Below are 15,379 nucleotides of genomic sequence, written 5' to 3' on the forward strand. Positions count from 1 at the left end.
ATAAAAAATAGATATTTGAAGAAAAAAATAAAAGCGGTCTAATTAGGCTGCTTTTATGTATGTGAAAACGATGTTTATGGGTTACAAATATCGTTAATTTTTTCGATGACGCAGTAAGCCAAAGTAAAGAACAAAGTGGTGCCAAGTAAAACGCTTGTACTGATCAGTAGACTGTCAGATAGGGCATCTGTATAGGCGAGTGTGGCAGTGATAGAGCTAAGCATCATCATGCATAATGCACTGATCATAATTAACCATTTGTATTGGTTGAGCTTTTTAGGCATGCTCGATATTCTCCATAATATTTTAACGATTGGATCGTTTTTCAGCACTTGCTATTCTATAGCAATCGTATGAAATTAATATGAACTGCGCCTTAAACCAATCAAAATATCATGTATTCAGATACAAAATATGTCACTGTAAAGAGAGATGAAGATTAATCTCCATCTCTTATGCTGCTATTTAAAGGATATTTAACCAATCTTTTGGTTTGAGGTAATAGCTTGTGAGTTTTGACTCGATGGAATCTGCATCCCATGACGGGCGATAGGTCCAACTCACCAAATTAGGTAAGCTCACCAAAATAGATTCGATACGCCCACCTGTTTGTAAACCAAATAACGTTCCACGGTCATAAACCAAATTAAACTCTACATAGCGACCGCGTCGGTATAACTGAAACTCACGTTGCTCATCGCTATACGCTAAATCTTTATTTTTCTTAACCAAAGGCAATAAGGCATTTAAATAGCCATTACCAACAGCTTGCATATAGTCGAAACATTTAGCAAAGCCCCATTGATTTAAGTCATCAAAAAACAAACCGCCAATACCACGCTGTTCATCACGGTGTTTAAGATAGAAGTAATCATCACACCATTTTTTATGTTTGGCATAGACCTCATCTCCAAATGGTAGACATAGATCAAAAGCATTTTGATGCCAAAATTTAATATCTTCATCTTTTGGATAATAAGGGGTGAGGTCAAAACCACCGCCAAACCACCAAATGGGATCTTTTCCTTCAGGTTCTGCAACAAATAATCGGATGTTGGCATGTGATGTTGGGACATGCGGGTTTTTTGGATGAATAACCACAGATACGCCTAAAGCTTGTGCAGTTGCCCCAACCAATTCAGGGTGGCGTGTGGTGGCAGTAACAGGTAAATTATTGATGTGAATATGTGAAAACATCACACCACCTTTTTCAATGACTTGCCCCCCTTGCAAGACACGAGACTTACCACCGCCACCTTCAGCACGTGTCCAGTCATCAGTTATAAATGTTGCTGTGCCACCACCTTCTATTTCTTGTTCTTCGAGTGAACGACAAATACGTTCTTGTAAGCCCAATAAAAATGTACGTACATGTTGAATGTCTAAAGATGATGGATTTTGCATATTAACCCCACAAAACAGAGTAATTTAAATTATATTTATCAAAGCATAAAACCATAAAAAAAGTAAGGGATTTATGGGTAATGTTAGAATTAATATTTTGTGAAGTCTTCTTGTTTGTATAGGTGAGCCATACGGCTAACTTTGGTTTTTAAATATGATTCATTAAATGGGTTTAATCCAACAGTTAATGCAATGCGTTCAACTACATTAATGCCTAAATCTGTTAGTGCATTTACTTTTAACGGGTTATTTGTAATTAATTTCACCTGACTGACCTGTAAATGGTCTAACATGATTTTACACATATCATATTCTCTTGCATCCGCCGGTAGGTTCAGAATTAAATTGGCATCTACCGTGTCATGTCCTTGGTCTTGCAGGGCATAGGCACGAATTTTGTTGGTTAAGCCAATACCTCGACCTTCTTGGCGTAAATATAAAATAATGCCGCGACCTGCATCATTGATAAGTTGCAAAGTAGATTGCAGTTGTGGACCACAGTCACATTTTAACGATGAAAACGCATCGCCTGTAAGACATTCTGAGTGAAGACGGATTAACACAGGCTCATCAGATGGGGTATCAAGCCCTTTTGATAATGCCACATGTTCTTCTTTGGTTTCAGGGTCTTGAAAGACGCTGATATTAAACTCGCCATAAGCTGTGGGTAGTTTAGATGTTGCAACAAATTTTATTGGCACAATACGTACTCTTTTGTAATCGGAAATTGAAAAAGTATATCTGAACAAAAATCTTTTAGTTGATTAAATATACAAAACTTCAGTCAAACATTTCATTTTTGTTTAAAGAAGACGATAATAGTTGAACATTGATATCATTTTTTTAGATAATCTGAATCCATGTTGAAGATAAATAATACCTAAGAATATATCTGTATCAATATTCAGATTGAAAATAAGTGTCGATAAGTTAAAATTATCGGTTTACACATTACCCCAAGCTTTGGATTTACCAGGCTCTAGAAGGCTCTGCTACATTATGTTGTATACAGAAATACCGACTCAACGTCCTGTTACGCCATTGTTAGATGAAATTGACCATCCACAACAACTACGTAAGCTTGATCAATCGCAACTTTTAGCGGTCGCAGACGAATTGCGTCAATACATTTTGTATGCTGCAGGCAAAAGCGGTGGGCATTTCGGTGCTAACTTAGGCGTTGTAGAGCTGACCATTGCTCTACATTATTGTTTTAATACCCCAACAGATCGTTTAATTTGGGATGTCGGTCATCAAGCCTATCCACATAAAGTGTTAACAGGCCGCCGTGATTTAATGCCAACCATTCGTGCTAAGAATGGATTAGCTGCCTTTCCAACACGTGAAGAATCTTTATTTGATACCTTTGGTGTTGGTCACTCATCGACGGCAATTTCTGCAGGTCTTGGTATGGCATTGGCACGCCGTTATAAAAAGCAGCCTTGTGACGTCGTTGCTGTCGTTGGTGATGGTGCAATGACCGCAGGCATGGCATTTGAAGCCATGAACGACGCTGTTGCACATCAAGCAGATATGATGGTGGTTTTAAATGACAATGATATGTCAATCTCATGCAGCACAGGTGGCTTTGCAAAACATTTAGCTGCCATTTGGAATAAAGGCCAATCGGTGATCTTAAACGAAGATGGCCAAGCTGTAATCGAGCCACATCCTGTTTGGGAATATACCTCGCGCTTGCATACGCCTGCGACAGAGGAAGCAGATAATTTATTTAAAGCAATTGGTTTTGAATATTATGGTCCATTTGATGGTCATAATTTAGACCAGCTTATACGTGCTTTTCATGCCATTAAGCAGCGAAAAGGTCCACGTCTTATTCATGTGTATACCAAAAAAGGCAAGGGTTTTTCACCGGCTGAAAGTGATCCAATTAAATACCATGCTATTTCAAAAGTTGTACCCACGGTTACTCGCGGATTACCGCCACTGAAAAAGCCTATTCCAAAATATACTGATATTTTTGGGCAGTGGTTATGTGATGAGGCAGACAAAGATTCACGGTTGCTTGCGATCACCCCAGCCATGTGTGAAGGTTCAGGTATGGTGAGTTTTGCTAAGCAGTATCCTGAACGTTTTTTTGATGTCGCGATTGCTGAACAACATGCAGTAACGTTAGCAGCAGGGATGGCATGTGAAGGCTTAAAACCTGTAGTTGCTATTTATTCGACTTTTTTACAACGCGGTTATGATCAATTGATTCATGATGTGGCATTGCAAAATTTAGATGTGACTTTTGGTATCGATCGTGCAGGTTTGGTGGGTGAGGATGGCCCGACCCATGCAGGTGCATATGATTATGCATTTATGCGTACTGTGCCGAATTTAGTACTGATGGCGCCTAAAGATGAAAATGAATGTCGTCATATGTTACATACAGCATATCATTACCAAGGTCCTGCGGCTGTGCGTTATCCACGTGGTGCAGGTTTAGGCGTTGATGTGGCTGAAGATATGACGTTGCTTGAGATTGGTCGTGCCGAAGTCGTTTTAGATTTAAATACAGATTTATATGATGAGCAAATTACGATTTTGGCGTTTGGCAGTCGTGTTGCACCTGCTGTAGAAGCTGCAGAACGTCTTTCACACCAGTTGAATGTGGCAGTTTGTGTGGTGAATATGCGCTTTATTAAGCCACTTGACCACGAGCTAATTTTAGCAAAAAGTGATCAAACAACACTCTTTGTAACTGTTGAAGAACATGCAGTCATGGCAGGAGCAGGCAGTGCTGTAAATGAGTACTTAGCAGCTGAGGCCATATTAAAACCTGTGGTGAATCTTGGATTGCCTGATCGTTTCTTAGAACATGCAGATCATCGTCAAATGTTACATGATTGCGGTTTAGATGCTGAGGGGATTGCTCATTCAGTGGTTAAAGCATGGTCTAAAGTCATGCAGCATATTTAATCAAGCATAATTTTTTGCGAATATTATCTACCTAAAATGCGCGGTTTTTGCTATAATCGCTGCGCTTTTATGCATTATTCTTTATCAAAATCTTCAATCTGAATATGGTGTTTTCTCATGGAACCTATGGTGGTTATGGCTGCGAGAGCGGCTCAATTAGTTGGTCAAGAGCTTCTGAAAGCGCACAAAAATCGTCATAAGTTAGACCTTGAGGTTGAAGAAAAAGGTATTGATGGTCCTGTTACACGTGTAGATCGTTATCTTGAAGAGTTAACCATTAACACATTATCTAAGAGCTATAAGAACCACAGCTTTTTAGGTGAAGAGTTTGGCTTACAAGAAGGCAAAGGACATGATGCAGATTGGTGCTGGGTGATTGATCCTTTAGATGGCACATTAAACTTTGTGCATGGTTTACCGCATTTTTGTATTTCTATTGCTGTTCAGCATAAAGGTGTCACACAGCATGGTGTGATTTATGATCCAGTCCGTGATGAGCTGTTTTCAGCAAGCCGTGGTCGTGGCGCAATGATGAATCAACGCCGTATTCGTGTAAATGTAAAAGACAGTCTAGCCAATACATTTATCTCTGTGGGTCATGCTTATCGTGCAAAGCGTGATGGCGAAATTATCTCTTACGCAAAACAACATTTTGATGCCATGCTTGCTGTAACCGAAGCTGGTGCACAATTTCGCCGTGGTGGTTCAGCAGCATTAGATTTAGCATATGTAGCCGCTGGTCGCTTTGATGGTTTCTTTGAGCTTGGTTTAAAGCCATGGGATATTGCTGCAGGTGAATTGTTAGTAAAAGAGGCAGGCGGTATTGTGGTCGATGCACGTGGTGGATCAGACTGTATGCAAAATGGCCAAGTGATTGCTTCTTCTATGAAAATGTTAAAACCATTTATGCAAGCTGTTGTTCCGGCTTGGGGCGGCGCAATTAAATAAGCGATATTGATTTAAAATCAGGCAACGCATGGTTGCCTGATCGTATTTTCTGAGCTGCTTAGAAAAAAGATTAAAAAGAAGGGTGACTTTTTCAAAAAACCTGCTACAATTTGTCTCAACGCACTTCATTTCCGTTCATTGCCTGAACATTTCTCTTCTTATTATTGTGTATGCGCGTATAGTCCACAGAGGACACACTCTCGCGCCCCAATCGCTAAAAGCGATTCTTCAGGTCACCACTGTTATCAAGCGTGCGTAATATCCACATCGTCTTATCTCGGATCGCCGCTGAAACTCATTTTTCAGCTTATGTTGCTGTACCGCTGTTGCCGATGTTTATTTTTAATTATTAGATGGAGCACCCCGCGTTGGGTGAAATTCTCTATGAGCAAAACTTTTGCCGATTTCTCTTTACATGAATCCCTCCAACAGGCACTTGAGGCGTTAAATTTTACAAGCCCGACCCCTGTTCAAGAGCAAGCGATTCCAGCTGCTTTAGCAGGTAAAGATCTACTCGTATCAAGCCAAACAGGTTCTGGTAAAACAGCTGCGTTTTTATTACCAACACTGAATCAATTGGCAGAAAGCGATTCATTATCGTCTTTTAAAGACCGCATGCGTGCAGTAACACAGCCGAATATTTTAGTTTTATGTCCTACACGTGAATTGGCACAACAAGTAAGCCAAGATGCAATTGGTTTCGTTCGCCATATGAAAGGCGTTCGTATTGCAGCAGTGATGGGCGGTATGCCTTTTGGTAAGCAAATCCAACAATTAAAAGGTGCGCAAGTTGTTGTTGCTACACCTGGTCGTTTGTTAGATTTAGCGAACCGTCGTCAAATTAAACTTGACCAAGTTGATGCATTAATCGTTGATGAAGCAGACCGTATGCTTGATCTAGGTTTCTCTGAAGACTTAGAAGCAATTAGCGAACTTGCAGGCAACCGTAAGCAAACATTAATGTTCTCTGCGACATTTGCAGGCCGTATTATTAGCCTTGCTGAACGTATGATGAATAAGCCTGAGCGTATTGCAATTGAAACAGGTCATTCAACAAATACTGATGTAACACAAACATTGCATTGGACTGATGGCTTTGAACACAAGAAAAAACTACTTTCTCATTGGTTAAACGATGAAAAATTAGATCAAGCTGTTGTGTTTGCAAGCACTCAAGAAGACACTGATATGTTGGCTGAAGAGCTTGCAGAAGCAGGTCACTCAGTTGTTGCACTTCATGGTGCAATGCCACAAACTGTACGTAACCGTCGTTTACGTAGCATTCGTGAAGGCCGTGCACGTATTTTGGTTGCAACAGATGTTGCAGCGCGTGGTCTAGACGTTCCAACAATTTCTCATGTAATTAACTTCGGTTTACCAATGAAAAACGAAGACTATGTACACCGTGTAGGCCGTACAGGTCGTGCTGGTCGTACAGGTCAAGCGATTACATTGGCAACTTACCGTGAGCGTGGCAAAATCCGTGCGCTTGAAGATTACTTAGAAACCAATTTGAAAGTATCTGAAATTGAAGGTTTAGAGCCATCTCCACCTCCTGCGCGTTCACGTCGTGATAGCAATGGCGGCGGCAAGCGTGATGGACGTCGTGGTAATGGTGGCGGTGGCCGTCGTTTCGAAGGCGAAAGCAAATTCAAACGTGATGGCGATCGTCCACGTCGTGACTTTGGTTCAGATCGTTCAGCACGTGATGGTGGTTCAGATCGTCCTAAGCGTGAGTTTGGTGCATCTGATCGCCCACGTCGTGAGTTTAACTCAGACCGTCCTAACCGTGATTTTGGTTCAGACCGTCCTAAACGCGAGTTCAATTCTGATCGTCCACGTCGTGAATTCGGTTCAGACCGTCCAGCACGTGATGGTGGTTCAGATCGTCCACGTCGCGAGTTTAATTCAGACCGTCCTAACCGTGATTTTGGTTCGGATCGTCCTAAGCGCGAATTTGGTGGTTCAGACCGTCCTAAGCGTGAGTTCAATTCAGACCGTCCTAACCGCGATTTTGGTTCGGATCGTCCTAAGCGCGAATTTGGTGGTTCAGACCGTCCTAAGCGTGAGTTTAACTCAGATCGTCCTAAACGCGAGTTTGGTGGTTCAGATCGTCCACAACGTGACAACAGTCGTTTTAACGATAAGCCACGTTTTAATAACGATGATAACCGTGGTAACCGTTCAGACAAGCCAGTACGTAAAGAACGTAGTTTTGATGATCGTCCACCACGTCGTAAATTCAACGACTAATGGTCAATTATTAATAAAAAAAGCCAGTATTTATACTGGCTTTTTTATGACTAAAGAAAATTTATTCAACAATTTTTAAGCTTGAGCGTTTTTTTGGTGCTTCTTCAGCTTTTGGTGTTGGTTGTTCTTCAGCTTGGTAATTATCATATTCAGTTGGGTCGAAAAATAGACCTTGCCCATTTTCTTTGGCGTAGATGCCAAGCAATGATGCAAACGGCACAAAAATATCTTTAGATACACCACCAAAACGAGCAGAGAAAGTTATAGCATCATTACTCATGTGTAATTGATGCACTGCATGAGGCGCAGCATTTAAAACAATTTGACCATCTTTCACAAATTGTAATGGGACATCGGTATTGGGTTGAGTGGCATCAACCAACAAATAAGGCGTGAGTTGGTTATCACAAATCCATTCATAAATGCCACGAGCAAGATAAGGACGTGTTGGTGAAAATATAGCTTCTTGTTCAGACATATCATGAGACTCTATTGTTTCTTAATGAGTTTACTATACCTATTTTTCTCTTGTAATGTCATTGCTTTGACAAAGCTTGTACGATTAAAAATACGTTGTTGATATAAAAATATTGCTTTGCACTGTGGTTGTGGTAGTTCAATTCCCATGTCATGTAATCGCAGGAGCATAGGTGCAATCATACAATCTAAAATTGAAAAATGATCAGACATAAAAAATGGGAAGTGTTGAAAAAGTGGGGTTAAAGAAACAAGGGTATCTTTTAATTTGATTTGAGCTGCTTTTTTTTGAGCTGCATTCATGCTGTCAGGGTGTAATAAAATTTGATCAGCCAACAAAAACCAATCTTTTTCAAAACGCCAAATATATTGTCGTTGTTCAGCACGTTCTAAAGGACTGTCTGTAAATAGCTTATTTTGTCGGTAGCGGTCATCAATATATTCCGCAATAATTGTGGTATTAAAGAGTTTGATCCCTTGATCAAGTAACACAGGCAACGTGTTATAAGGATTCAAGCTTGCTAAGTCTTCATCTTCATAATCGGTCAGAATGAGCTGATATTTGATTTCTTTTTCAGTCAGCATAAAACGAACCCAATGCGATCTGAAGTCATCAGAGTGACTGAGCAGTGTAATACCTTGGTGTTCAGATAGTTCTAATGCCATGAAGAAGAAATTACCTTAAATAAATGATCTAGCATACTAAAAATCGTTTTTAATTGCACGATGTGCGCCTAAAAATCATGAAGTGGAGGGAGAGAGTACGCGTTGTTGTTATAAATATAAAAAAACCCCGGATAAATCCGAGGTTTTGTCCAATTCGATAAACGAATTAACGCTTAGAGAACTGTGGACGTTTACGTGCTTTACGTAAACCAAGTTTTTTACGTTCAACTTCACGCGCATCACGTGTAACAAAACCAGCTTGACGAAGCGTTGGCTTCAATGTTTCGTCAGATGCAATTAGAGCACGTGTAATACCGTGACGAATCGCGCCAGCTTGACCACCAATACCACCGCCTTTTACAGTGATATATAAGTCAAACTTTTCAGAAACTTCAAGAAGTTCTAATGGTTGACGAACGACCATACGAGCTGTTTCGCGACCGAAATATTGCTCAATTGTACGGTTGTTAATAACGAGTTTACCAGTACCTGCTGATAGGAAAACACGTGCAGTTGCGGTCTTACGGCGACCTGTACCATAATTCGTAGCCATGTGCTGTATCCCTTAGATGTCCAAAACTTGTGGCTGTTGAGCAGTATGTGGATGCTCGCTACCAGCGTACACTTTCATCTTCTTGATCATTGCATAACCAAGAGGACCTTTTGGCAACATGCCTTTTACAGCGCGTTGGAAGATTTCTTCTGGCTTATGAGCAATTAACTTTTCAAAGTTAGTTTCTTTTAAGCCGCCTGGGAATTCAGTGTGGCGATAGTATTTTTTATCAAGTGATTTTTTACCAGTCACTTGAACTTGTTCAGCATTAATAATGACGATGTAATCACCAGTATCAACGTGAGGTGTATACGACGTTTTATGCTTACCGCGTAAACGGCGAGCGATTTCAGTCGCTAAACGACCAAGAGTTTTACCAGAAGCATCAACAACGAACCAATCGTGTTGTACTTCAGCTGGCTTCGCGCTGAGAGTTTTCATCTACTTACATTACCTATTATAGTTGGTTTGAATTAAAAGCATCCAAACAAAAAACAGTTGAAAATTGATCGTCAAGTTAAGCTATCCGTCAAGTCACAACATCATCAATATAAAATTGAGGGCGCATTCTAACCGATTTTGCTTCATATAGAAAGATGTTTCAGCTGCCTTTTATGCAATTTATACAAAAATTCTAAAGCCCAAGTAAGGTGTAATTGCAAGGCTCAGCGTATAATACTAGCGTACTCATCTTCTTTTTCATTAACTACCGAGGTGTATGTGAAACCATTGTATGTGACAAGTGGAGAACCTGCAGGCATTGGCCCTGATATCTGTTTGGCGCTTGGTCAAGCGACTTATCCGTGTCCTTTAGTGGTTTTAGCAGATTATGAATTGCTAGCTGAACGAAAGCGTTTGTTGAATTTAGATATCGAGTTAATTCCATATCAAAATCAAACTAAACCTGCTGCCATTCACCAACTGTATGTAGAGCATGTTGCACTTGCTGAACCGGTGCAGGCTGGGGTATTAAACTCTGCCAATGCAGCCTATGTTTTAGAGCAGTTAAAGCGTTCTGCAACTTATGCATTAGATCAACGCAGTTTAGGCGTTGCCACAGCACCTGTCCAAAAATCGGTGATTAATGATGCAGGCATTGCTTTTAGCGGACACACAGAGTTTTATCAAGCATGTGCAGGGGTTAATCAAGTGGTGATGATGCTTGCAACCCGTGCATTACGTGTTGCCTTAGTCACAACACATTTGCCACTCAGTCAAGTGCCTGCTGCAATTACTCCTGAGCGATTAAAACAGGTGATTGATATTTTACTACATGACTTAAAAGAAAAATTTCAACTTAAACAACCTAGAATTTTAGTATGTGGTTTAAATCCCCATGCTGGAGAAGATGGTTATTTAGGCCGCGAAGAAATTGAAGTGATTAATCCTGTACTTTTACAGTATCAGCAACAGGGCGAGCAGATCAGTTTGGCGATGCCAGCAGATACCTTATTTACAGCTCATCATCTCGAAAATGCAGATGCCGTTTTAGCAATGTATCATGATCAAGGCTTACCTGTGCTAAAATCTCAGGGCTTTGGTGATGCAGTCAACATCACTTTAGGGCTGCCTTTTATCCGTACCTCTGTCGATCACGGTACCGCATTATCTCTTGCAGGAACAGGTCAGGCCAAAGCATCAAGTTTATTTGTTGCTGTAGATTTAGCATTACAGTTGGCGCAGTTAAAATAATTGTTGGAATTTAAATATGTATCAGATTAATGCCCTCAACCCAAAAGATGAAGGGCATCAAGCACGTAAGCGCTTTGGCCAAAACTTTTTGCATGACCAACGTGTGATTGAAAAAATTGTACGTTCAGTGAATCCACGTGCAGGAGAGAATATTGTAGAAATTGGCCCTGGACTTGCCGCACTGACCGCACCTTTAATTAGCGAATGCGATGCCTTAACTGTGGTTGAATTAGACCGTGACTTGGCTGCTGGCCTGCCACGCCGCGTGCCGCATCCTGAGCGTCTAACAATTATTGAGGCTGATGCTTTAAAGTATGATTTTACCCAGTTGTTTCAGGTAGATAAGCCGCTTCGTATTGTTGGTAATTTACCGTATAACATTTCAACCCCGTTGTTATTTCATTTGTTGACCTTTGATGGACAAGTCAAAGATATGCATTTTATGCTGCAAAAAGAAGTGGTTGACCGTATCACAGCACAGCCCAATACCAAAGAATATGGGCGTTTATCGGTCATGATTCAATATTACAGTCAAGTCACCTTTTTATTTGAAGTACCGGCTGGTGCATTTAACCCACCGCCGAAAGTCACGAGTGCTGTATTTCGTCTAGAACCTCATGCCAATAAACCGATTGTGGCACAAGATGAGAAAGCATTGGCGCGATTGGTTGCACATGTATTTACTCAGCGTCGTAAAACCTTAAGAAACAGCTTAAAAGGCATGTTGCCAGAAGGTGGTTTTGAAAGAGCAGGGGTTGACCCTATGGCAAGACCTGAAACATTATCACTAGGTCAATTTGTTGCACTTGCTGACCAAATGGTGGCTTAAATGCAAAACAGTGCGAAGCGTTTTAATTATGTGATTGGTGACTTGCAAGGGTGCTATCGGGCATTTTGTCAGTTGCTTGAACACATTAAATTTGATCCAAGCCAAGATGTAATTTGGTTTACTGGTGACTTGGTTGCTCGTGGAGAAGATTCGTTATCCACGCTTCGTGCTGTGAAAGAGTTAGTAGACAACAAACATGCCTATACCGTTCTTGGAAATCATGATTTGACGTTATTGGCATATGCACGCGGTTTTAAAAAGATCAATAAAAAAGATCAGATTGCAGATATTTTGGCTGCCCAAGATTGCGACATATTATTAGAATGGCTAAGGAAGCAGCCTTTGCTATTAACCTTACCAAACCAATCTATGATGACGCATGCAGGTATACCGCATATTTGGTCCATTGATGCCGCAAAAGCGTATGCAAAAGAAGTTGAACAGCTTTTATCAGCTGACTGGCAAGTGGTTGATGAATTTTTAGCTCAAATGTATGACAGTCGTATAGATACTTGGTCTGAGGACTTGAGCGGTTTAACGCGATTACGTGTGATCGTAAATTACTTCACTCGCATGCGTTTGATTAATATAGACGGCCAGCTTGAATTTGGTTTTAAAGCAGGTTTAGATGCAGAAATGCCTGAACATTTTACACCATGGTTTTCATTGTATCCGTTTACAGCACCCCAGCAATTTTTTGGGCATTGGGCATCATTACAAGGCCAAAGTAAACATCCATCTTTAATTAATGTCGATGGAGGCTGTGTTTGGGGCGCAGACTTGATTGCATACCGTTTAGAAGATCAACACGTATTTAAAGTGAAAAATCCAATACAATAAATAATTTAACGAATAATATATAGCACAATGGGCAGCCAAATTGCTGTAATTACGCCATTCATTGCCATTCCAAAAGCGGCATAACGACCTGCAACTGGGCTACGTTGCCATGCTTGTACAGTACCAATAGCATGAGCAGCTAAACCTAAAGCCAAACCAACTGCACGGTCATCATCAATTTTTCGTAATACTAATGATGATAAGCCTCCGCCAATGAGTCCAGATAAAACCACCACCAAACTTACAGTCGATACTGGTGCATGGATTAAATTGGCAATATTAAGGGCGATTGGGGTGGTGACTGAGCGTGTTGAAAAAGACAATATTGTTGATTCTGACAGTTGAAACAAATAAGCCAATAACATTGGCAAAGTGACTGCAGTAAAGCTGGCAAAAGCCAAAATTGCCGTGAGTGGTTTTAACGCCAAATCATCATAGCGCATGGTGGCTAAAGGTACGGCCAATGCCACAGTAACATAGCCAAGTAAATGTCCAAATAAGTCTTCTGTATTGGCAGCATAAGTGTCATAAGGGAGTTTTAACAGCCAAAGCAATATGAGGACAAACACCATGCTCAAAATAATGACAGGAATTTTTGGAAAGCGTTTATTAACCAATGTTGCAACCCAATAGGCAATGCATGTGATGGTAAAGCTATAGAGAATCATCATGCGACATTCCTTTCCTTTTTATTATAAGTATCGTTTTGAAATTTTAGCGTATACCCAAAGAGGGCCTAGTGTACTGATTAAAAGAATGGTTAAAAAGATTGGAATTTCATGTCCCATATTGGCAAGTGTAAGTAATGCACCTGCACAAATGGGTAAAAATGCAAAGGCACTTTGTTTCATGACCACACTATTGGTACTCATGATTCGTTCTGGCAAAGATTTTTTCACCACACGCCATATAACTAAGCAAATGAGTAATGAAATTAAACCCACTAAATTGCCAAGCTCTGGATGGCCAAGTTGTTTCATTAACCATACAGAGACTTCGCGAAAGACAACAATTAAAGCAATGTTAGAGATCCATGCTGGCCAATCAACCTGACTTATTTTTATCATTGTTTTATCATCAGTGGGTAAATTGAAATTATGGCGAAGGGGCTTCAAACTCCTCTAAACGCCGTTCAAATTGTGTCGCATGCTGCCCTAAAATATCATGTAGGGGCAGGTGAAGCTGTCGAATAATTTGCTCAAGTTGATGTGGTGCAATTAAAACATCTAACAGTAAGTTACCTTCATCATCATAATCTTCATGTTGTACAACATGTAATTGATAAAGCTGCGTTTTAAGTTTGCCATAAGCTGGTTTTAATAACAATTGATATGGCTGTAATTGTCCAACGAGGCTTTCTTGCACAGCACGTTTTAATTCATCTAAGCCTTCGCCTGTATGTGCTGAAACATAAACACGGTCTGGCACATTTTCTTTAGCATAAATAATTTTAGCTGCTTCACCGCTTTGATCAATTTTGTTATAAACGCGAAGTGTTGGAATATCTGCACCAATTTCTTTAAGTACATATTCAACTGCATCTATTTGCTCCATAATCTCTGGGCTGTTGCTGTCAATTACATGTAAAAGCAAAGTGGCTTCTAATGTTTCTTCAAGCGTCGCTTTAAATGATTCAACCAAAGAATGGGGGAGATCACGTACAAAGCCGACCGTATCTGCAAGTACCAATGGTCCAACGCCTTCCCAATCAAGACGTCTTAGAGTTGGGTCAAGTGTGGCGAACAGTTGATCTGCAGCATACACTTCACTGTTGGCAAGTAAGTTAAATAATGTTGACTTGCCCGCATTGGTATAACCAACCAATGACACAGTTGGAATGGCTGCCTTTTGGCGTGATGCACGGCCTTGAATTCGAGTTTGACGAACCTTTTCAAGTTTGTCTTTTAACTGTCCCATACGAATACGCAGTAAGCGTCGGTCAGTTTCTAGTTGTGACTCACCTGGGCCACGTAAACCAATACCACCTTTTTGACGTTCTAAGTGAGTCCAGCCACGGACAAGGCGGGTAGACAGATGCTCAAGCTGAGCCAACTCAACTTGGAGTTTACCTTCATGTGTTCGTGCACGTTGGGCGAAGATGTCTAAAATGAGACCTGTGCGGTCAATCACACGACACTTCATAATTTTTTCTAAATTACGCTCTTGGGCTGGAGATAAAGCATGATCAAAAATGACCAAATCTGCTTCAAGCAATTGTACCGCTTGAGCAATTTCCTCGGCTTTACCTGAACCGATAAAAAGTTTCGGATCAGGCCTCTGGCGTTGCGCGGTTAAATTTTCTAAGATATCTGCACCCGCAGACTTAGCAAGTAATTGGAACTCTTCGACATCGAGGTCTTGTAACATGTTGACATGAACATTAACGAGTATGGCGCGTTCTCCGCCTTGATGCCGATCAAAATATTCCACTATTAAATGTACCTACCTGAAAAAATAAAATGTATGAACTAAAAATTGTAGCACTCAGTCTAGGTAAAATATAGACCTTTAACTTATAAAACGCTTGAGAAGAATTTGCACACCAATAAGAATGATCCTAGGTATAAAATTGAACAACCTACAATAATTTTTAATTGGTACATTGCTTGTTTTGGGATAACTTTTTGTATGCTGTGATTAATAGTATTCATATTTCTTTGCTCTCTTGAAATTTATTTAATAAGTATAGTTTTATCGAGTAAATAAATAAAATTGAAAAAATTAATAGTTTTGTTCGATTGTTTAAATAATTAATAATTGTAGAGAATGCGATATAACGTTATGATCATAAT

16 protein-coding genes are annotated in these 15,379 nt (G+C 40.3%); 6 read left to right on the forward strand and 10 right to left on the reverse strand.

The genetic code is table 11. The features are described 5' to 3' along the window. Positions 1 to 74 precede the first annotated feature (74 nt). The 3 genes from CFY84_RS11235 to ribA all read right to left on the reverse strand — a co-directional run bounded on the left by CFY84_RS11235 (position 75) and on the right by ribA (position 2,105). Positions 75 to 284: a hypothetical protein gene (locus CFY84_RS11235; protein WP_143218786.1), complete on the reverse strand. Its 210-nt coding sequence runs from the start codon at positions 282 to 284 to the stop codon at positions 75 to 77. 181 nt (positions 285 to 465) lie between these two features. Further along, complete coding sequence (gene hemF / locus CFY84_RS10560; protein ID WP_088824317.1) at positions 466 to 1,404, reverse strand: oxygen-dependent coproporphyrinogen oxidase; 939 nt, start codon at positions 1,402 to 1,404, stop codon at positions 466 to 468. A gap of 89 nt (positions 1,405 to 1,493) precedes the next feature. Then, positions 1,494 to 2,105: a GTP cyclohydrolase II gene (gene ribA / locus CFY84_RS10565; protein ID WP_088824318.1), complete on the reverse strand. Its 612-nt coding sequence runs from the start codon at positions 2,103 to 2,105 to the stop codon at positions 1,494 to 1,496. A gap of 298 nt (positions 2,106 to 2,403) precedes the next feature. On the opposite strand from ribA, the gene dxs reads away from it, so the two are divergent. The 3 genes from dxs to CFY84_RS10580 all read left to right on the forward strand — a co-directional run bounded on the left by dxs (position 2,404) and on the right by CFY84_RS10580 (position 7,530). After that, positions 2,404 to 4,329 (forward strand): 1-deoxy-D-xylulose-5-phosphate synthase, encoded by a 1,926-nt coding sequence (dxs, locus tag CFY84_RS10570; RefSeq protein WP_088824319.1) that lies wholly within the window; start codon positions 2,404 to 2,406, stop codon positions 4,327 to 4,329. Between the two features lie 117 nt (positions 4,330 to 4,446). Next, on the forward strand, positions 4,447 to 5,277 hold the full coding sequence (locus tag CFY84_RS10575; protein ID WP_088824320.1) for an inositol monophosphatase family protein: 831 nt from the start codon (positions 4,447 to 4,449) through the stop codon (positions 5,275 to 5,277). Positions 5,278 to 5,661: 384 nt separating this feature from the next. Then, positions 5,662 to 7,530 (forward strand): DEAD/DEAH box helicase, encoded by a 1,869-nt coding sequence (locus tag CFY84_RS10580; RefSeq protein ID WP_088824321.1) that lies wholly within the window; start codon positions 5,662 to 5,664, stop codon positions 7,528 to 7,530. Positions 7,531 to 7,591: 61 nt separating this feature from the next. Here the strand turns inward: CFY84_RS10580 and CFY84_RS10585 are convergent, their stop codons facing one another. The 4 genes from CFY84_RS10585 to rplM all read right to left on the reverse strand — a co-directional run bounded on the left by CFY84_RS10585 (position 7,592) and on the right by rplM (position 9,667). Continuing rightward, entirely contained in the window at positions 7,592 to 8,008 is a 417-nt protein-coding gene (locus CFY84_RS10585) for a ClpXP protease specificity-enhancing factor (RefSeq protein WP_088824322.1), read from the reverse strand. 11 nt (positions 8,009 to 8,019) lie between these two features. Continuing rightward, positions 8,020 to 8,673: a glutathione S-transferase N-terminal domain-containing protein gene (locus tag CFY84_RS10590; RefSeq protein WP_088824323.1), complete on the reverse strand. Its 654-nt coding sequence runs from the start codon at positions 8,671 to 8,673 to the stop codon at positions 8,020 to 8,022. 166 nt (positions 8,674 to 8,839) lie between these two features. Then, positions 8,840 to 9,226: a 30S ribosomal protein S9 gene (rpsI, locus tag CFY84_RS10595; protein ID WP_088824324.1), complete on the reverse strand. Its 387-nt coding sequence runs from the start codon at positions 9,224 to 9,226 to the stop codon at positions 8,840 to 8,842. Between the two features lie 12 nt (positions 9,227 to 9,238). Further along, entirely contained in the window at positions 9,239 to 9,667 is a 429-nt protein-coding gene (rplM, locus tag CFY84_RS10600; RefSeq protein ID WP_088824325.1) for a 50S ribosomal protein L13, read from the reverse strand. Between the two features lie 279 nt (positions 9,668 to 9,946). Between rplM and pdxA the strand changes: the two genes are divergently transcribed. The 3 genes from pdxA to CFY84_RS10615 are packed head-to-tail and all read left to right on the forward strand — an operon-like array spanning position 9,947 to position 12,587. Continuing rightward, on the forward strand, positions 9,947 to 10,918 hold the full coding sequence (pdxA, locus tag CFY84_RS10605) for a 4-hydroxythreonine-4-phosphate dehydrogenase PdxA (protein ID WP_088824326.1): 972 nt from the start codon (positions 9,947 to 9,949) through the stop codon (positions 10,916 to 10,918). Positions 10,919 to 10,934: 16 nt separating this feature from the next. Then, positions 10,935 to 11,747, forward strand: coding sequence for a 16S rRNA (adenine(1518)-N(6)/adenine(1519)-N(6))-dimethyltransferase RsmA (gene rsmA, locus CFY84_RS10610; RefSeq protein WP_088824327.1), 813 nt, complete (start codon positions 10,935 to 10,937; stop codon positions 11,745 to 11,747). Continuing rightward, positions 11,748 to 12,587 (forward strand): symmetrical bis(5'-nucleosyl)-tetraphosphatase, encoded by an 840-nt coding sequence (locus tag CFY84_RS10615; RefSeq protein WP_088824328.1) that lies wholly within the window; start codon positions 11,748 to 11,750, stop codon positions 12,585 to 12,587. A gap of 5 nt (positions 12,588 to 12,592) precedes the next feature. Here CFY84_RS10615 and CFY84_RS10620 read toward each other — a convergent pair whose 3' ends face one another. Genes CFY84_RS10620 through hflX form a run of 3 tightly spaced genes read right to left on the reverse strand, consistent with a single transcriptional unit; the run spans position 12,593 to position 15,017 of the window. Continuing rightward, a complete protein-coding gene (locus CFY84_RS10620; RefSeq protein WP_088824341.1) occupies positions 12,593 to 13,255 on the reverse strand; it encodes an LrgB family protein in 663 nt (220 codons plus the stop codon). 24 nt (positions 13,256 to 13,279) lie between these two features. Continuing rightward, a complete protein-coding gene (locus CFY84_RS10625; protein ID WP_088824329.1) occupies positions 13,280 to 13,654 on the reverse strand; it encodes a hypothetical protein in 375 nt (124 codons plus the stop codon). Between the two features lie 28 nt (positions 13,655 to 13,682). Next, the gene (gene hflX, locus CFY84_RS10630; protein ID WP_088824330.1) at positions 13,683 to 15,017 is read right to left on the reverse strand and encodes a ribosome rescue GTPase HflX; all 1,335 of its coding nucleotides are present in this window, start codon (positions 15,015 to 15,017) and stop codon (positions 13,683 to 13,685) included. Between the last annotated feature and the right edge of the window lie 362 nt (positions 15,018 to 15,379).

This window comes from Acinetobacter apis, from assembly GCF_900197575.1.
Taxonomy (GTDB): Bacteria; Pseudomonadota; Gammaproteobacteria; order Pseudomonadales; family Moraxellaceae; genus Acinetobacter; species Acinetobacter apis.